Source organism: Nocardia sp. SYP-A9097, from assembly GCF_009649815.1.
Lineage (GTDB): Bacteria > Actinomycetota > Actinomycetes > Mycobacteriales > Mycobacteriaceae > Nocardia.
Genome location: NZ_WJIC01000044.1, coordinates 1 through 17722 on the forward strand (window position 1 = coordinate 1; position 17722 = coordinate 17722).

Sequence of the window (17722 nt, forward strand, 5' to 3'; positions counted from 1 at the left end):
GGGCGGGGTGGGGGAGGGGGCGGGGGATGTCATACCGGGGTAGGGGGTGGAAGATCGGCCGGGGGTGTGAGGTGTGCGGGGCGGAGGTTCTCTACCGTCGAATGCATGGCCGGTACTTTGATGAAGCGTGCGGTGTCCGCTAGAGCACGACAGTGGTTCGATGCGTTCACGGTGTTGGTCGCGATCGTATTCATCGCGGTCGCCTGGCCGACCTTGCACCTGACCCATCAGGTGCCCGCGGCGGCGCAACCGTTCATTGCCGGATTCGCGGCCTTCCCGATTGTGCTGATGCGCGTGAATCCCGCACTCGGATGGGCGGTTTCGGCCGGGTCGGCGCTGCTCATCTCACTGGCGGTGCCGCATCAACCGGGGAACAGCCTGCCCTTCCAGGTGGTGCACATCCTGTCACTGTTCACGCTGGTGTTCGCGGTCGCGGTGCGCTCGCCCATCCAGATCGTGGGCGTGGCCTGGATCTCAACCTCGCTGCTGTTCGCGACCACCATGGCGCAGGCGGGTGACAGCTTCGCGCAGGCCGGATTCGGCTGGCCCATCGCCATTACCGGACTGGTGATTCTCGGCCTGCTGGTGCGCTGGGTGTCGGTCTCCCGGCAGCAGCTGCTCAAACAGGAGGAGGAGACCGAGCTGGAGCGGGCCCGGCGCGCGATCCTGGAAGAGAAGGCGCGCATCGCGCGGGACCTGCACGATGTGGTCGCACACCATATGTCCATGGTGGTGGTGCAGGCGCAGACCGCGCCGTACCGGATCGACGGGCTCTCGGCGGAGGCGCGCGAGGAATTCGAATCCATCGGGACGGGAGCGCGCTCCGCGCTCAACGAGATTCGCGGACTGCTCGGCGTACTGCGCAGTGACGGGCAACTACCCGAACATGCTCCGCAACCCACCGCCACCGATGTGCTCGGCCTGCTCGAGGGTGCGCGCCGGGCCGGAGTCCCGCTCACCTGGACCATCGACGGCAACCTGGATGTCGTCCCGGACACGACCGGTCTCGCGCTGTACCGCATCGTCCAGGAATCGCTCGCCAATGCCTCCCGGCACGCACCCGGCGCACCGGTATGGGTGCGCCTCGCCAGCGCCGCCACCCTGAATCTGTCCATCGCCAATGACCGTTCGCTCGCCCCCGCGCACACCGATCACGTCGGCGGCAGCGGTATCGCGGGCATGCGGTCCCGCGCCGCCGCGGTCGGCGGCAACCTCACCGCCGCACCCCGACCCGACGGCGGTTTCGAAGTCCGCGCCGAACTCCCACTCACCCCCGGCCTCGTCACCGTCGCTGTGCCCACCGCCCTCGGCTCCGGAATCTGATCGTCCACAGCCAGGCATCCAATGCCCCCGCGAGTGCGAGTCGGGGTGCGAAGCCGACGCGGCGGCGGCTCTCGCGCGGTTGACGTGGCAAACTCGGTTGGGTGCGTGAGGTGGGACTGTGGCGATAACGGTGTTGATCGCCGACGATCAGGCGATGGTGCGAGCGGGATTCGGTGCGCTGCTGGCCGCGCAACCGGATATCAGCGTGGTGGGTGACGCAGCGGACGGCAAAACCGCTGTGGCCGAAGCGAAACGGTTGCGCCCGGATGTGGTGCTCATGGATGTGCGCATGCCCGAGATGAACGGGCTCGACGCGGCACGGGCGATTCTGTCCGCCGCGTTCGACCCACCGGTGCGGGTGCTCATGCTCACCACCTTCGATATCGACGACTACGTGTACGAGGCACTCGGCATCGGAGCCAGTGGCTTCCTGCTCAAGGACGCGCCCGCCGAGGAGCTGGTGCGCGCCGTGCGCGTGGTCGCCGCGGGTGACGCGCTACTCGCGCCGACCGTCACGCGCCGGCTCATCGCCGATGTCACCAAGCGGCGCAACCGGCGTGCTCCCGCGCCCGCGCTCTCGGTACTCACCCCGCGCGAACGCGAAGTGCTGGAGCTGGTCGCGCGCGGACTGTCCAATGCCGAGATCGCCGACAGCCTCTTCGTGGCGGAGCAGACCGTGAAGACCCATGTCTCCAAGGTTTTCGCCAAACTGAACCTGCGTGACCGCGCGCAGGCGGTGGTGCTGGCATACGAGTCCGGGCTGGTGACGCCGGGTTGAATCGGCCCGGTCTGCAGGCGTTTTGCGCGGTAAGCTCACGGACTCGAACGTCACCGGAAGGGGGTCGTCGCAGTGTTGAACAACGGTGACGTGTTCGCCGGTTTCACCATTGAGCGACTGCTCGGACAGGGCGGGATGGGATCGGTGTATCTCGCCCGCCATCCCCGGTTGGGGCGGCTCACCGCCTTGAAACTATTGAATCGGGAACTCTTCGCGGACAGGGAGATTCGCGCCCGCTTCGAACGCGAAGCGGATCTGGTGGCGCAGCTGGATCACCCGAATATCGTCGAGGTGTACGACCGCGGCACCGAGGACGAGCAGCTGTGGATCTCCATGCAGTTCATCGACGGCGTCGATGCCGCCGGAGTGAATGTCACCCTGCTGCCGCCCGAACGCGCGGTACAGATCATCGAGGGCGTGGCCGAGGCCCTGGACTACGCGCACACCCGCGGCGTGCTGCACCGGGATGTGAAGCCCGCCAACATAATCCTGGCCCGCGCCGTCGCCGGTCACGGTGAACGCGTCTTCCTCACCGACTTCGGCATCGCCCGCCTGCGCGAGGATTCCACCCACCTCACCCAGCGCGGCATGTTCACCGCCACCCTCGCCTACGCCTCACCCGAACAGATGACCGGCGCGCACCTGGACCACACCACCGACCAGTACTCCCTGGCCTGTGCCCTCTACTGGCTCCTGATCGGCGCGGGCCCCTACGATTCCCCCCACCCCGCCGAACTCATCCGCGGCCACCTCCAACTCCTGCCCCCACCGGTGAGCCTGCGCCGCCCGGGTTTGACCCAGGCCATGGACGCCGTCCTCACCAAGGCCATGGCCAAACGCCCCACCGACCGCTTCCCCTCCTGCGCCGACTTCGCCAAGGCGGCCCGTCGCGCCCTCACCTCCGGCCCCGTCCCCTACCCCAATCCCCCCGCCCCACCCCCTGCCTACATCGCCCCTCCTACCTTCAGCGCCCCACCCGCAGCCGCCTATCCCGCCGCGCCTCAGCCCTATCCACCTGCGGCTCAGAACTATCCGCCCGCCCAACCAGCCCCGGTGGTGGTTCCCGGCTACCCCGCCCAGCAGCCGGGCTATCCGGCGGCCCCACCCAACTATCCTGCCCCGCAACAACACCAGGCTCCCGCTCCGCCGATACCCGCGACTCCGGCAGTGCCACTGGATGATTCGGCTTTCCGGCCGACGGACTCCTTTCCCACGCGCCGCGTCCCACCGGATACCTCCATCGATGATTCGGCCGTCCCTGCCGTATCCGATCCGAGCGATCCCGTCGTCGAAGATTCGGGCCCGGCCGACTCCTTCCCGACGCGTCGCGATCCCGCCGAGACCCAAGCGCCCAGCTTGCCGGAACCGGCTCTGCCGGCTGACTCCGGCGGGTCGGAGTCGGCCGGCGATGAACCCGGCGTACCCGTAAGTTCGGAAGGGCCGGAGGGGGATTCGAAGCTTCCGCCGCGCGAGGAGCGGCCGGGCCCGGAGTCGGTCGCCGATTCCGAAGCGGACGTGGCCGACGGGGTGGCCGCGCCGGGCGAGATCGGCGGGGTGAACGAGTCCGACGCGACCGAGTCCGTTGCGGGCGTGGCCGCCGCTTCGGAGGAGCGTCGCCGTGAGGCCGGGTATCCCGGTGCGGGGGAGCGGAATCCGGAGTCGGGTGCGTTCGTGCCTTCGGCGGGGGAGGCCGCGCTCGGTGCGGGGGAGCGGGTGCCCTCGTTTGCTGGGGCGCCACCCTCCGGAGCGCCACCGACGGGGGCGCCTCCGGTCGGAGTGCCACCCGTCGGGCCGCAATTCGGGCCGGGCGGGTATCCGATGAATTCTCCTCCATCGCAGCGGGTTCCGGTGGGGGTCGGTCGGTCGCAGGTGACCGCGCTGGTGGTGTTGGGTCTCGCCGTGCTGGCGTTGTTGTTGCTGCTCGCCGTCGTGGTAGTGCAGGTCGCGGGCTGAGGGCCGCCGCGCCGTGGCGGAAGTGTGGTGCGCCCGGCTCGGGGACGAGTGGGTCCGAATCAGGGCTTCGGCTCTCGCCGGGCGCGATTCAAGTGCAGCATTGTGGGGTGTGGGTGGGCAAATTAATTCGGGTGTCGCCGGAAAGTTTCTGAAACCCCCAGGTCGGAATTCATATTGCGTGGGAGCATCGTTCACAGTGACCGAAAACCGCCTTCGCAGGGGGAGACTCGATGTCCGAGCATGGTTCCACACTGCCGCGCCGCCAACTGGGGCGATACCTGCGCGAGGGTCGTATGCAATGCAATCTGACCATTGCCGAAGCGGCGTCGATGATGGAGTGGAGCGAGTCGAAACTGCAGCGACTCGAGACCGGTAATGCGGAAAGGATTCGGGTACTGGACATTCGGGAGTTATGCCGCATATATGACTTCGACGACGAGTTCACCACCGCGGTGGTGGGCCTGGCCCAGCAGGCCAGTGTCAAGTCCTGGTGGCACGAGTACGACGACCTCATTCCCGAGGGCTTCAATGTGTATGTCGGTCTGGAGGCTTCGGCCCGCGGCCTGGTCTCCTATCAACCCGACTTGATCCCCGGACTGCTACAGACCGCCGACTACGCACGCGTCCTGATCAGTGATTACTGGCCGGATGCCGCGCGCGACGAGATCGACCGCAGAGTCCAGTTGAAGATGCGCCGGCAGTCCCTTTTGACCAGAAAACGCAATGCCGCGAGCTTCGATGTCATAGTCCACGAAACGGCATTACGCCGGGTCGTGGGCAGTCCGCGAATCATGTCCGCGCAACTGCGGTGCGTGGCGGACATGTCGACACTCCCGACGATCGCTGTGCGTGTACTACCCTTCTCCGCGGGCGTCCCGATCGGGCATACCGTGGGGCCGTTCGTGATTCTGGATTTCGGCCGGGACAGCGGAAGCCGACCGGTCGAACCCACCGTGGTGTATCTGGAGAATTTTCTCGGCGACCTCTACCTCGAGAAGCAGGCGTCGGTCGAGAAGTACCGCCAGGCGTACCAGGCTCTCCAGCATTCGGCGCTGGACGAGACCAGCAGTAGGGATCTCTTGCGGAAGGCAGCGAAGGAGTACGCGACGTGAACGTCGAACCGACCGCCAGGTGGTTCAAGAGCGCCCGCAGTACCGGGGCGAAGGAGTGCGTGGAGATCGCATTCCTGGAAAAGGGTGTGGGAGTGCGTGATAGCAAGCATCCGGCCGGGCCCGAATTGGTTTTCGGCCCGGCCGAATGGGATCGGTTCACCTCGGCCGTACGGCAGGGGCGATTCGATCGGGTGTAGGTCTTCTCACCCGAAGAAGGCCGCGGCTTCCCGATAGCGGTCCTGCGGAACGAGTTTGAGCTGTTTGGTCGCCTCGGACAACGGCACCAGTTCGATTTCGGTGCCGTGCAATGCCACCATTTGCCCGAAATTACCGGCGTGCACGGCTTCCGCGGCGTGCACGCCGAAGCGGGTGGCCAGCACCCGGTCGTACGGCGTCGGCGTGCCGCCGCGCTGCACATGCCCCAGCACGGTCACCCGCACCTCTTTGCCGATGCGCCGCTCGATCTCCGGCGCGAGCTGCTGTGCCACACCGGTGAACTTCACATGCCCGAATTCGTCGATTCCGCCGTCACGCAACGACATGGAACCCGGATCCGGATGCGCCCCTTCGGCGACCACACAGATGAAGTGCGAATCCCCGCGCTGGAAGCGCCGTTTCACCATGGCGCAGACCTCGTCCACATCGAACGGCACCTCGGGCACCAGCGTCAGATGCGCCCCCGACGCCATACCGGAGTTGATCGCGATCCACCCCGCGTGCCGTCCCATCACCTCGACCAGCATGACGCGCTGATGCGATTCGGCGGTGGTGTGCAGCCGGTCGATGGCCTCGGTGGCAATGGCAATCGCGGTGTCGTGCCCGAATGTCGTATCGGTGCAATCGATATCGTTGTCGATGGTCTTGGGCACGCCGACCACCGGCACGCCTTCGTCGGCGAGCCAGCTGGCGGCGGTGAGCGTGCCCTCGCCGCCGATCGGGATCAGGGCGTCGATCCCGTTGTCGTCCAGGGTCCGTTTGATGCGCGGCAGTCCGGCGCGCAGCACATCGGGATTGGTGCGTGCGGTGCCGAGGATGGTGCCGCCCTTGGTGAGCAGCCGGTCGGTGCGGTCGTTATTGAGGATTTGGATCTTGCGATCCTCGAGTAGCCCGCGCCACCCGTCCTGGAACCCGACGATCGCGTCCCCCCAGCGGCCGTTCGAGGTGCGAACGACGGCTCGGATCACCGCGTTCAATCCAGGGCAGTCTCCGCCTCCGGTCAAGACTCCGATGCGCATGTAACCTATCTTGCCCCGAGTCGGGCCCGGCGTGGGCCGCGCCCCCGTGAACCGCTGGTTAAGACACGCTCAGCAGGCGCCGCCGCGGAGTTCGCCGAGGTGCCGGTCGATCAGTCCGGCGATCTTGGTGAGCATGGTGGTGCCCTCGTCGAAGGAGCCCGAAGTGGGCAGGGCGGCAATCGCGATGGCGACCTGACCGCCCTCCACCGGTAGTAGGCCGAATTGCCGGACCAGGTAGTTGCCGCTGGGGTCGGGGCCCCAGCCGCCCTTGAACTGCGCATTGTTCAGGGTGCCCAGGCCCCAGCGTTGGCCGTCGGCGATTTTGCTCATGAGCGAGGTGACCGACTCCGCCTGGGGCAGACAGGGGAGATGCGCCGCGAAGGTCAGTTGATCGGCAATGCTCCACTCCGCCTGACCGAATGCCGAATAGTCCGAGCGGGTGCGCTGCGCAGGCACTTTGGTGTTGTTGTCGCCGCCCTCGTGCAGGACGTCCTGCACGGCCTGTGCCGCTTCCTCCGGGGTGCCGAGCGACTGCCACAGCATTTCGGCGGCCGAATTGTCGGAGTTGGTAATCGCGGAGGTCGCCGCCCCGGTGTACCCCGGGTTGGCCCGCAGCGCGGCCAGCGTCAACGGCACCTTGATGGACGACCAGGCCGGGCCGCCGCTCCAATCACCCAGTGCCACCACGCGATCGCTGCCCACCGGCATGATCGCCAGCGCCACTTTGCCTTTCAGCGCCGGCTGTAGCTCGTGCACGAAATCCCATGCGAGCGTTCCCGGCATGGTCGCGGTCAGCGATGAGGTGGTGGGCCCGGGGCCCGCGGCGGTGGGGTCGGGTACGAGTACCGGTTTGCTGGTGCATCCGGCAGTCACCAGCAGCGCTGCGGCACAACAGCTCGCGATTCGAGCGATGCGCCTGCGCCGCGAATACGGTGCGTCCACCCGGTACCTCCATCATCTCCGGTGAGTCCCTGTTTCCTAGCGGACTCACCGGTATGCGTCAATCTCGAAGGATTGCGATGCGGCCCGGGTGATTACGAATCATGCGAGCGGAGCCCGCTTTGCTAGCGCGTGCAGAGCCCGCCGTGTAGGTCCGGCAGGTGATCGCCGATCATCAGCGCCATCTTGTCCATCATGTCGGTGGCGTCCTCGAAAGTGCCCGAGGCCGGTTCGGCCGCGAGCGCGACCGCGACCGGACCGGCCAGCGTCGGCACCAGACCGAACTGCCGCACCGTGTAGTTACCGGTATCGTCGTCCGGCCCCCAGCCGCCCTTGAACTCCGCGCCGATCAACCGGCCCAGGCCCCAGCTCTGGCTCGGGGTGATCTCACTCATCAGGGAGACAACCGAATTCGCGCGCGGCAGGCACGGCAGTTTCGAGGCGAAACGCACCTGATCCGCCAGCGACCAATCGGTCGCGCCGAAAGCCAGCAGATCATCCGAGCCGAGGGTGGCCAGGTGGGTGTGCCGCGCCGCCACATCGGTGATGCCGTCACCGGCCTCGCGCAGGATCGCCTCGACCGCCGCGGCGGCCTGTGAACCATTGCCGAGCGCGGTCCAAAGCGACTGCGCCGCATCATTATCGGAGAAGGTGATGGCGGCCTCGGCGAGATCGCGCAGCCCGTCCGGATCGCGGCGCATGGCGGCCAGCGCGAGCGGCACCTTGATGGTGGACCAGGCGATGCCGGTGGTCCAGTCGCCCAGCAGCGTCATCTCGCCGCCGCCGACCGGCATGACCGCGAGTCCGATGCGACCGTCCAGTCCGGACTGGAGATCGGCGAAATCCGCTGCGAACGTAATGGATTTCGGCAACCCGAACAGATCGGGCAGATCCGGCGCGATCATCGACATGGGAGGTACGTCAGTCGTCGCCGGGGCAGCACCCGCCACCACCGGAGACCCAGTCACCGGCGTATCTGCCGAACTCACATGCATCGCACACGCCGACACCGCCAGCAACGTCGCAAAGGAAAAACACCGAGCAATGGCCTTGCGACAGGCCGGAATCGGGTCAGTAGACATACACCACCGCGTTCTCACCACCGATGCAGGTGACCAATTTCCCTGTCGCCGTGCAGTTCATCGTGTACGCCCGATTTGTTACCGGGCTGACCACCACCACACTACTTGCTGTTCCCGGTCTTCCCGTAGTCGCGTCGGCATACGACCGGCGTACTTCCTCCGCGAAAGGGCAGCTGGTAACGGCGGATCCGGTCGCCGAACCGGTGTAGCCATTGAGTACCGGATACGCCAGCTGACACGGCGACGCACCGACCGGCAGCTGTACCGTGGTCGGCGCCGACGTGGAGGTGGCCGGATTCCTCGGCTGCGACAGCGGCACGGTGAAGCTCGGATTATCCTGCGCCACGGTCACACTCGGTGCTTCGTTGCGGGAGCGGTCCAGGACTTGCCACCCCACCGCACCGGCGATCGCGGCAATGGCGACCACCAGCACACTGATCCAGATCGGTACCGCCATGGATTTGCCCTGCGAGCGCTGATACGGCGGCGGGGGCTCCGGATCGATACGCGGATGCTCCGAGGTCGGGTAGAGCGACGGATCGGGCGTTGGCGCATATGGGAAATCCTGCTGCTGTTGCGCATGCCCCCACGCCTGCTGCCGGCTCTCCTGCTGCGCGCCCTGCGGCAGCGGGCTGTAGTGGAAATCGCTGACCCGCACCACGGTCGGATCGGTCGGCACAATCACCGGTAGATCCGACGTGCCCGGACCCTCGGCGGGATCCTCGCGTGGGAACGAACCGGTGACATACGCGGTGAACGAACCGGTATTCGGTTGCACCACAGTCGGATCCGAGTTGCGTACCGGCAGCACGGTGGTGGGCGTGCCCGGCGGCAGCTGCCGGCCGGGCTGGGGCGTACCGGTCGGTGGCTGCATTGCCGGATGCGGCATACCGGGCGGCATCGGCCCCGACGCCGCGGGCCCGAGCGTGCCCGGCGCGGCGGGCGGCACCATCCGGCCCGGCTGCAGGAATTCGGTGGGAGCCGCACCGACCAGACCGCCCACCAGCGCGGTTCGTGCGGCCCTGGCGAATTCACCCGCCGTCAGATACCGGCTGTTGGGATCCTTGGCCAGCGCCCGCGCCACCACCGCGTCGAGCGCGGGCGGAATCCCGGCGCGCTGCAGGCTCGGCCGCGGTGCGGGATCGGACAGATGCGCGCGGACCAGTACGCTCATATTCTGCGCCGCGAACGGACGATTGCCCGTAAGGCATTCGTGCAGAACGCATCCCAGCGAGTACAGATCCGCGCGCCCGGTCACCGGACCGGAGTCGTCGAAGCGCTCGGGAGCCATATAGGCGTACGAGCCGACGGCCGTACCCGCCATGGTGATGGTGGTGTCGCCCTCCGCGCGCGCGATACCGAAATCGGCGAGATATGCGAAATCCGCATCAGTCACAAGAATATTGGCGGGTTTAACATCCCGGTGCACCAGACCCGAGTAGTGCGCGGCGTCGAGGGCCGCGGCGATCTGCTCGATGATCCCGACCGCGCGCAGCGGCGACATCGGCCCCTGCGAATCCAGCAGACTGCGCAGATCCTGGCCGCGCACCAGCCGCATATCGATATACAGCTGCTCGTCGATCTCACCCCAGTCGTGGATCGGGATGATGTGCGGTTCGGCCAGGCGCGCCGCCGCCTGCGATTCCCGGCGGAAACGTTCCTGGTAGGAGGGGTCTTTCGCGAGTTCGACGGGTAGCAGTTTGAGCGCTACGACCCGATCCTTGGAGGTGTCGTAGGCCTCGTAGACCTCACCCATGCCGCCCCTGCCCAGCAGCGAGCGCAACTCGTACGGCCCGAACCTGCCGCCGGCCCGCGATGGCGGTGCATCCACCCCGTCAAACCTCCAACCTCATCAGGTGAGGATGCGAAGCCTGTCGGAGCTCACCCCTCGAGAGTGGATTCTCCCGGTGCGACTACACCATGGTCAAACGCGAACACGATCGCGGCCGCACGATCACGTAACCCGAGCTTTCCGAAAATGTGTCCGACGTGGCTTTTCACCGTCACCTCCGAGATACCGAGCGCGCTTGCGATCTCGGCATTCAAACGGCCCTTGGCCATCAGTTCGAGCACGTCGAGCTCACGCGCGGTGAGTTCGCCGAGGCGACCACCCACCGGGGACGGGGTCGGACGTGCCGACCGGTACGCGGTGAGCACCCGCGGAGTCACCGACGGGTCGAGCCAGGAACCGCCCTGCGCGACCGTGCGCACCGCGCGAATCAGATCCTCGGCGGGGGAGTCCTTGAGCAGGAAGCCCGCCGCGCCCGCGCGTAACGCCCCTGATAGCAATTGATCATCATCGAAGGTGGTGAGCACCAGCACCGGGGGTGCGTCGGGGTAGGTGCGCAGGGTGCGGGTGGCCTCGATACCGCCGATGCGTTTCATGCGCAGATCCATCAGCACCACATCCGGGCGGTGCGCGGCGATCGCGGCGGGCACCTCATCACCGTCGGCGCACTCGCTCACCGCGAAACCGTCACGGCGGCGCAGGATTCGGCGCAGCCCGCCGCGTACCAGCTCCTGATCGTCCACCACGAGGACATCGATGAGCTGCTCATCCGGCTGTGCGGTCACGCATGCTCCTGAATTTCCTTGGCCACCACGGGATTCGGGCGGTCTTGCAGTTTGCGATGGACCGATTGCAGCACGCCGCGGAGCGAATCCTCGGCGCTGACCGCCATACACGCCAGCTGGCTGGTCATCGGTATCCGGGCGTAGACCCGCCAGCCGTCGTCCGCCGGTCCCGCGGTGAGTGTGCCGCCGAGCAGCGAGATGCGCTGGCGCATACCGGATATGCCCATACCCCGGCCGGGACGCAGCGCGGCCCCGGCGGGCAGGGTATTGCGCACATCCACCGTGATGTCCCTGCTGCACAGCATGATTCGAAGCTTCGCCGGAGCGCCGGGAGCGTGCTTGGCGATATTCGCGAGCGACTCCTGACTGATCCGGTACAGCGCCAGCCCCACACCCGCCGAGATATTCGACGGATCGCCGTCGAGTCGATAGTCCACCGCCATACCCGCGCGCAGGAAATCCGCCACCAACTCCTCGACGTCCTCCAGCCCGGGCTCCGGGACCTGCGAAGCCGGCCGTTGATCCAGCAAACCCACAGTGCGCCGGATATCGGCCATGGCCTGGCGGCCGAGCCGCTCGGCATCGGTGAGCGCCTCCACCGCGTCGTCCACATCGCGATCGGTCTGCAGCGCGTGCCGGGCGGCGGTGACATGCAGCAGCGTGATGCTCAGCGAATGCGCGATCACATCGTGCACCTCGCGGGCAATGCGGCGGCGCTCCTCATCGGCCGCCTGCACGGCGCGCACCTCTTGATTCTCGCGCTCCTGATACAGGTAGCGGCGTTGGTAATTCAACATCTGACCGGTCATCCAGCCGCAGGTCACCGCGAAGAACCAGATCGGCATGCCGATGTCGAGATGCCCGATGGAGGAGAAGAACATCAGCTGCGCGATCATGGCCAGGGCCACCGGGATACTGGCGATCATCGGGGCCAGGGCCGCGACCTCACCGGCCGCCGCGATCAGCACGAACGGCGCGGCATCGGTCGGCACCGGCTGGGCCAGAAATACCGCCTCCGCGGTCATGGTGATCGCCGCGATCAGCAGCGGTTTCGGGACCAGCCCGAAGAAGGCGTACAGCGGTCCGGTGCTGTAGGTCAGCAGCAGTGCCAGCACCGGCAGCAGACTCGGCCAATAACCGTGGTCATAGCGCTGGAACACCGCGATCGCGGCGACCGTGAACAGCACCAGATCGATCAGCGCGACGATATTGGCCGGATAGCCGAACTGCTCCGCATTACGCCGGAACTCGGTCACCGGATGCCGCGCGAACTCGCGGATCCGATGTCCGCTCGCCCACGCCCAGTCCTGAACATCCCGCAGCGCACGCTCGGCCGCTTTGGGGGTGGCGTCGGTCACGTTCATTCTGTAAGGCTAATGGCCGAATCAGACGCCGTACATCGTTCGTGGACAGGGGCCGCGCTCCTACCGGAGTAGGAGGCCAAGTCGCTGCCGCGGCACGACGACAGGCAAGGCCCGCCTCCGTAGCGTCGGAAGCAACGGATCCGGCACCGAACCGGCCGGATCGCGAAGAAAGGCTGGGGGCCATGTCCTGGGAAGACCTGCATGCTCGCACCGACATTCTGCACACCGTTCTGGACCGGGCGGCGCGAAATCCCGCCGATACCAAGCTGTTCGACGACCTACCCGAGCTGGACCGGCTCTTCGGCGGGCGCGACGGGCTGCTGCTGGCACTGCGGCACCGCTGGCAGAACCACCTGACTGTGAAGCTGGATCACGCACTGGCGCAGGGGAAATCGGCGGTCGAGGTGTATCTCGAACTCGCCACCGAACAACCCGCGCTGCGCGCCGTCCTGGACACCTACGACACCGATCACCGCTACTCGCGCCCGCATCCGCGGGCGATGGCCAGCTGAGCCGGACCGGGCGCGGCTCGCCGCAAGACCGCTGATCTACGAGGGGAAGCATCATGCTGGAATTGACCGACGTCACAAAGGAATACCGCGTCGGTGGGCAGACCGTGCGGGCACTGGACGGCATCAGCCTGCGCATCGAACCGGGGGAGTTCACCGCCATTATCGGCCCGTCCGGATCGGGCAAGTCCACGCTGCTGCATCTGCTCGGAGCCCTCGACTCGCCCGACACCGGGTCGATTCGATTCCAGGACAAGGAGATCGGCGACCTTGACGACGATCGGCAATCCGAATTCCGCAGGCATTCGGTCGGTTTCATCTTCCAATTCTTCAATCTGCTGCCCACCCTCTCCGCCTGGGAGAATGTGGCCATTCCGAAACTGCTGGACGGCACCGGATTACGCAAGGCCAAACCACGCGCGCTGGAACTACTCGACCTGGTCGGGCTGGCGGACCGGGCCGAGCACCGGCCCGCCGAACTCTCCGGCGGGCAGATGCAGCGCGTCGCGGTGGCGCGGGCGCTCATTATGAATCCGCCGCTCATCCTCGCCGATGAACCCACCGGCAATCTCGACTCCAAGACCGGTGCGTCGATTCTGCAGCTGCTCGGCGACATCACCCGCGAAGGCAATTCGGTGGTGATGGTGACCCACGATATGGGCGCGGTGCGGTACTGCGATCGGGTAATCACGTTGCGGGACGGGCTGATCGGGTCCACCGAACGGGTGGAACGCGACGATGACGGTGAAGTGCGCACCGTACCGGTGACCACCGATGCGGCGACCGCCGACACCGACGGTGCCGGGGTGGTCCGCGCATGATTCAGGCGATATGGGATCGGTTGCGGCTGTTCAATATCGGTGAACTGCTCGCCCATCGCGGTCGCACCACCATGTCCATGGTGGTAATGGGAGTCTCTGCGGGACTGCTGGTTTCGGTCTTCAGCATCTCCGGGTCGATCACCGGATCGGTGGACCGTCTCACGCACAGCCTGGGCGGTAATGCCGCGCTGGAGATCAGCGGTGTCACCGACGCGGGCTTCGATCAGGCACTGCTACAACAGATTCGGGGTGTCGCCGGGGTGGGGACGGCGGTGCCCATGCTGCGCGAATCCATCGGCGCGGGAGCCGATAAGGCGCTGCTCATCGGCGCGGACGCCGGCGTCTCGGCGCTGGGCAGTGACCTCGGTGGGCCGCTGAAGGATCAGGCGAGCAAATTGCTCACCGTCTCCAATGGTGTGCTCGTCGGCCCGGCGCTGGGGCATAAGGAGGGCGAGCAGATCCGGCTCGGCTCCATTACCGCCACCGTCGCGGGCGTACTCGACGACTCGACCGCGAAGAAGCTCAATAGCGGGCATATCGTCATCGCCCTGCTCCCGGTGGCGCAGAAGATCGCCGACCGGGCCGGGCGACTGGATTCGGTGCAGATCATTCCCGCGGCGAATACCGATGTGGACCAACTCCGTTCGGTGCTCACCACCGTGGTGTCCGGTCGCGCCGTGGTCGCCGATCCGGATCTGCGCACCGCGCAGGCGGGCGGAGCCGTTCAGCTGGTGCGGTATTCGACGCTGGCCTCCTCGGCCTCGGCGCTCATCGTGTCGTCATTCCTGATCTACAACGCCATGAGTATGGCTGTGGCGCAACGCCGTCCGACGCTCTCGCTACTGCGCGCCATCGGCGGAAAACGCGGCCCCATGGTGCTCGGACTGCTGGTCGAGGCCGCCATCCTCGGCCTGTTCGGCGGGCTGAGCGGATCGATCATCGGCATGTTCATGGGCCGCGCCGCCATCGACAAACTCCCCGCCGCGATTGTGCAATCGGTCGAGGCGCGCACCGAATACACCGTGCCCGGCTACGCCATTCCGGTGGCCATCGCCGCCTGTGTGATCGCCAGCGTCGCGGCGGCCGCCCTTGCCGCGCGACAGGTTTACAAGGTCGCGCCGATCGAGGCGCTCGCCCCCGTGGGCACCTCCACCGCCGATATGGTGAACCCGCTGCTGAAATGGGGGTCGCTGGCGCTGGGCGCGATCATGGTGGGCGGCGCGGTCATCATCGCCAATTCCGATATCGGCCGCTATGCGCTGGCCGCGATCTCCCTCGCCATCGCCGGCGCGGTGGTGCTCTGCTTCGCCGCCACCGGTCCGATCGTGCGTGTGATCGCCGCGGTGGCAAGGCTTTTCGGCGCGCCCGGGGCACTGGGTGCGACCACCCTCGAGCGTTCTCCCCGCCGCGTCTGGGCCACCGCCATGACCGTCATGATCGGCGTCTGCGCCACCGTCGCCATGGGCAATGCCTCCCGCAATATGGTCGACGCGGCCGCCGCCACCTTCGAAGGTCTCGGCCGCACAGACGTTTTCGTCAGCGCCACCGCTATGGAGCAATTCCCGACCGGCCCCATCCTGCCCGCCGATCTGAAGGACAAGATCCGTGCCATTCCCGGTGTCGGCGGAAGTGGTTCCGCGCAAATGGCTTTCGCGACCCTGGGCCGCGGTCGGGTCATGTTGCAGGGCTACGAGGGTGGCGTCGCCCGCAGCTCAGCACTCGACGGCACCTCGGATCGTGACCTCGCTCGCATGGCCGCGGGTGAAGGCGTGGTCATCTCCCGCGATGTGGCCCGCTCCCTCGATGTCACCGAAGGCTCGGGCCTGGATCTGCCCACACCCACCGGCGTCCACCACGTCACCGTCCTACGTGTGGTCCCCTATTTCTCCGCCATCGCCGGAGTCGTGGTGCTGGACTTGGACATCCTGCGCCAGTGGTACCAGCGTGCCGGCGAAACCATCATCGGCTTCGACTTCGCCCCGGGCGCGGATCACACCGCCGTCCTGAACGCCGTGCGCGCCATAGTCCCCGCGCAATTCCATGTAGCCACCGGCAATGAGGCGGTCACCGCCATCTCCAGCAGCGTCCGGCAGGGGACTTCCATCAGCGCCGCCATCCTCTGGATAGTCGTGCTGGTGGCCACGGTCGCCCTCCTCAACACCCTGATGCTCTCGGTCCTGGAACGCCGCCGAGAACTCGGTGTCCTGCGCGCCATGGGCACCAGCCGCCGCTTCCTGCTGCGAACGGTCCTCACCGAAGCCGTCGGTATCGGAGTGACCGGAGCCGCGATAGGTCTCGCGGTGGGCTCCGCGGTCCACTACCTGGCCACCATCGCCCTGGGCCACGCGCTCTCCATAGACATCCACTACCAACCCAGCCCGCTGCTGCTGGTCTACGCCATCGTATCCCTGGTCCTGGCCCTGCTCGGCTCCATCCCACCCGCCCTGCGGGCCGCCCGCCTCCCCATAGTCGAGGCCATCGCGATCGACTGAATAGGATGGTGGCCATGAGCGCAGCCACGGTCGACTTGATGGACTACACCGACGTCATCAGCCGGTACGAGCCGGTGCTGGGTATGGAGGTGCATGTCGAGCTGGGTACCGCGACGAAGATGTTCTGCGGTTGCCCGACCGAGTTCGGCGCGGAGCCCAATACCCAGGTGTGCCCGGTGTGTTTGGGCCTGCCCGGATCGCTGCCGGTGGTGAACGAGAAGGCCGTCGAGTCGGCCATTCGGATCGGCCTGGCGCTGAACTGCTCCATCACCCCGTGGGGGCGGTTCGCGCGGAAGAACTACTTCTACCCGGATCAGCCGAAGAACTACCAGATCAGCCAGTACGACGAGCCCATCGCGGTCAACGGATACCTGGACGTGGTGCTCGACGACGGCTCGATCTTCCGGGTCGAGATCGAGCGCGCGCATATGGAAGAGGACACCGGTAAGTCCACCCATATGGGCGGCGCGACCGGACGCATCCACGGTGCCTCGCACTCGCTGCTGGACTACAACCGCGCGGGCGTGCCCCTCATCGAGATCGTCACCAAGACGATCGAGGGCGCGGGCGAGCGGGCTCCCGAGGTCGCGCGCGCCTATGTGACCGCACTGCGCGAGGTGCTCAAATCCCTGGACGTCTCCGACGTGAAGATGGAGCAGGGCTCGCTGCGCTGCGACGCCAACGTCTCGCTGATGCCCAAGGGCGCCAAGGAATTCGGCACCCGCACCGAAACCAAGAACGTCAACTCGCTCAAGAGCGTCGAGGTCGCGGTGCGCTACGAAATGCGCCGCCAGGCCGCGGTCCTCGCCTCCGGCGGCACCATCACCATGGAGACCCGGCACTTCCACGAGACCGACGGCAGCACCTCGGCCGGACGCCCCAAGGAATCCGCCGAGGACTACCGCTACTTCCCGGAGCCGGACCTCGAGCCCGTCGCACCGGACGCCGCGTGGGTCGAGCAGTTGCGCGGCACCATCCCCGAGTACCCGTGGCTGCGCCGCGCCCGCATCCAGGCCGACTGGGGTCTGTCCGACGAAGTGTTCCGCGATCTGGTGAATGCCGGTGCGCTGGACCTGATTATCGCCACCGTCGACGCTGGTTCCTCTGTGGATGCCGCCCGCTCCTGGTGGGTTGCCTACCTGACCGAGAAGGCCAAGGAGCGCGAGGTAGCCCTCGAAGATCTGCCCATCACGCCCAAGCAGGTCGCCGAGGTGGCCGGACTGGTCGAGGCCAAGACCATCAACAACAAGATCGCCAAGCAGGTCGTGGACTTCGTCCTCGCCGGCGAGGGCGAGCCTGCGGTGATCGTCGAGTCCAAGGGCCTCGGCATGGTCAGCGACGACTCCGCGCTGCAGTCCGAGGTCGACAAGGCCCTGGAAGCCAATCCGGCCATCGCCGAGAAGATCCGCTCCGGCAAGGTACAGGCTGCGGGCAAGGTCGTCGGCGACGTCATGAAGGCCACCCGCGGCCAGGCCGACGCCGCGCGCGTGCGTGAACTGGTGCTCGCGGCCTGCGGCGTCGCCGAATAGTCACTGAACAG

Annotated in this window: 15 protein-coding genes; 9 read left to right on the top strand and 6 right to left on the bottom strand. The window is 66.9% G+C overall.

Annotated features, from left to right (window positions below; all coding sequences use genetic code 11):
* The first annotated feature begins 105 nt into the window (after positions 1-105).
* The 5 genes from GFY24_RS38225 (at position 106) to GFY24_RS38245 (ending at position 5363) form a co-directional block, all read left to right on the top strand.
* Positions 106-1323: a sensor histidine kinase gene (locus GFY24_RS38225; RefSeq protein WP_228567068.1), complete on the top strand. Its 1218-nt coding sequence runs from the start codon at positions 106-108 to the stop codon at positions 1321-1323.
* A gap of 118 nt (positions 1324-1441) precedes the next feature.
* Positions 1442-2101 carry a response regulator transcription factor gene (locus GFY24_RS38230; RefSeq protein WP_309231844.1) on the top strand — a complete coding sequence of 220 codons (660 nt, stop codon included), beginning with the start codon at positions 1442-1444 and terminating at the stop codon, positions 2099-2101.
* Between the two features lie 72 nt (positions 2102-2173).
* Positions 2174-4054 carry a protein kinase gene (locus GFY24_RS41440; protein ID WP_309231845.1) on the top strand — a complete coding sequence of 627 codons (1881 nt, stop codon included), beginning with the start codon at positions 2174-2176 and terminating at the stop codon, positions 4052-4054.
* Between the two features lie 230 nt (positions 4055-4284).
* A complete protein-coding gene (locus GFY24_RS38240) occupies positions 4285-5166 on the top strand; it encodes a helix-turn-helix transcriptional regulator (protein ID WP_153810011.1) in 882 nt (293 codons plus the stop codon).
* Positions 5163-5363, top strand: a complete 201-nt coding sequence (locus tag GFY24_RS38245) for a DUF397 domain-containing protein (RefSeq protein WP_309231846.1) — start codon at positions 5163-5165, stop codon at positions 5361-5363. The genes GFY24_RS38240 and GFY24_RS38245 overlap by 4 nt, the downstream gene beginning before the upstream one ends.
* A gap of 6 nt (positions 5364-5369) precedes the next feature.
* Here GFY24_RS38245 and GFY24_RS38250 read toward each other — a convergent pair whose 3' ends face one another.
* The 6 genes from GFY24_RS38250 to GFY24_RS42675 form a co-directional block, all read right to left on the bottom strand.
* Positions 5370-6401, bottom strand: coding sequence for an ATP-dependent 6-phosphofructokinase (locus GFY24_RS38250; protein ID WP_153810012.1), 1032 nt, complete (start codon positions 6399-6401; stop codon positions 5370-5372).
* A gap of 69 nt (positions 6402-6470) precedes the next feature.
* On the bottom strand, positions 6471-7343 hold the full coding sequence (locus GFY24_RS38255; protein WP_153810013.1) for a hypothetical protein: 873 nt from the start codon (positions 7341-7343) through the stop codon (positions 6471-6473).
* Between the two features lie 122 nt (positions 7344-7465).
* Positions 7466-8251 carry a hypothetical protein gene (locus tag GFY24_RS38260; RefSeq protein WP_153810014.1) on the bottom strand — a complete coding sequence of 262 codons (786 nt, stop codon included), beginning with the start codon at positions 8249-8251 and terminating at the stop codon, positions 7466-7468.
* Positions 8252-8411: 160 nt separating this feature from the next.
* Entirely contained in the window at positions 8412-10253 is a 1842-nt protein-coding gene (locus GFY24_RS42670) for a protein kinase (protein ID WP_309231847.1), read from the bottom strand.
* Between the two features lie 50 nt (positions 10254-10303).
* Positions 10304-10996 carry a response regulator transcription factor gene (locus GFY24_RS38270; protein WP_309231848.1) on the bottom strand — a complete coding sequence of 231 codons (693 nt, stop codon included), beginning with the start codon at positions 10994-10996 and terminating at the stop codon, positions 10304-10306.
* Positions 10993-12360, bottom strand: coding sequence for a sensor histidine kinase (locus tag GFY24_RS42675; RefSeq protein ID WP_153810015.1), 1368 nt, complete (start codon positions 12358-12360; stop codon positions 10993-10995). The genes GFY24_RS38270 and GFY24_RS42675 overlap by 4 nt, the downstream gene beginning before the upstream one ends.
* Positions 12361-12542: 182 nt before the next feature.
* Here GFY24_RS42675 and GFY24_RS38280 point away from each other — a divergent pair, with 182 nt between their 5' ends.
* From GFY24_RS38280 to gatB, 4 genes are read left to right on the top strand one after another with little or no spacing between them, the layout of a single operon-like run.
* Positions 12543-12872 (top strand): hypothetical protein, encoded by a 330-nt coding sequence (locus tag GFY24_RS38280; protein ID WP_153810016.1) that lies wholly within the window; start codon positions 12543-12545, stop codon positions 12870-12872.
* A 53-nt stretch (positions 12873-12925) separates the two neighbouring features.
* Positions 12926-13690, top strand: a complete 765-nt coding sequence (locus GFY24_RS38285; protein ID WP_153810017.1) for an ABC transporter ATP-binding protein — start codon at positions 12926-12928, stop codon at positions 13688-13690.
* The gene (locus GFY24_RS38290) at positions 13687-16182 is read left to right on the top strand and encodes an ABC transporter permease (RefSeq protein WP_153810018.1); all 2496 of its coding nucleotides are present in this window, start codon (positions 13687-13689) and stop codon (positions 16180-16182) included. The genes GFY24_RS38285 and GFY24_RS38290 overlap by 4 nt, the downstream gene beginning before the upstream one ends.
* 14 nt (positions 16183-16196) lie before the next feature.
* On the top strand, positions 16197-17711 hold the full coding sequence (gatB, locus tag GFY24_RS38295) for an Asp-tRNA(Asn)/Glu-tRNA(Gln) amidotransferase subunit GatB (RefSeq protein ID WP_153810019.1): 1515 nt from the start codon (positions 16197-16199) through the stop codon (positions 17709-17711).
* Positions 17712-17722: the final 11 nt, after the last annotated feature.

Coding starts and splice junctions, on each gene's coding strand:
- GFY24_RS38260 (WP_153810014.1), bottom strand. CDS start 8,251: ATGTCGATGATCGCGCCGGATCTGCCCGATCTGTTCGGGTTGCCGAAA.
- GFY24_RS38285 (WP_153810017.1), top strand. CDS start 12,926: ATGCTGGAATTGACCGACGTCACAAAGGAATACCGCGTCGGTGGGCAG.
- GFY24_RS38225 (WP_228567068.1), top strand. CDS start 106: ATGGCCGGTACTTTGATGAAGCGTGCGGTGTCCGCTAGAGCACGACAG.
- GFY24_RS38240 (WP_153810011.1), top strand. CDS start 4,285: ATGTCCGAGCATGGTTCCACACTGCCGCGCCGCCAACTGGGGCGATAC.
- GFY24_RS38250 (WP_153810012.1), bottom strand. CDS start 6,401: ATGCGCATCGGAGTCTTGACCGGAGGCGGAGACTGCCCTGGATTGAAC.
- gatB (WP_153810019.1), top strand. CDS start 16,197: ATGAGCGCAGCCACGGTCGACTTGATGGACTACACCGACGTCATCAGC.
- GFY24_RS38280 (WP_153810016.1), top strand. CDS start 12,543: ATGTCCTGGGAAGACCTGCATGCTCGCACCGACATTCTGCACACCGTT.
- GFY24_RS42675 (WP_153810015.1), bottom strand. CDS start 12,360: ATGAACGTGACCGACGCCACCCCCAAAGCGGCCGAGCGTGCGCTGCGG.
- GFY24_RS38290 (WP_153810018.1), top strand. CDS start 13,687: ATGATTCAGGCGATATGGGATCGGTTGCGGCTGTTCAATATCGGTGAA.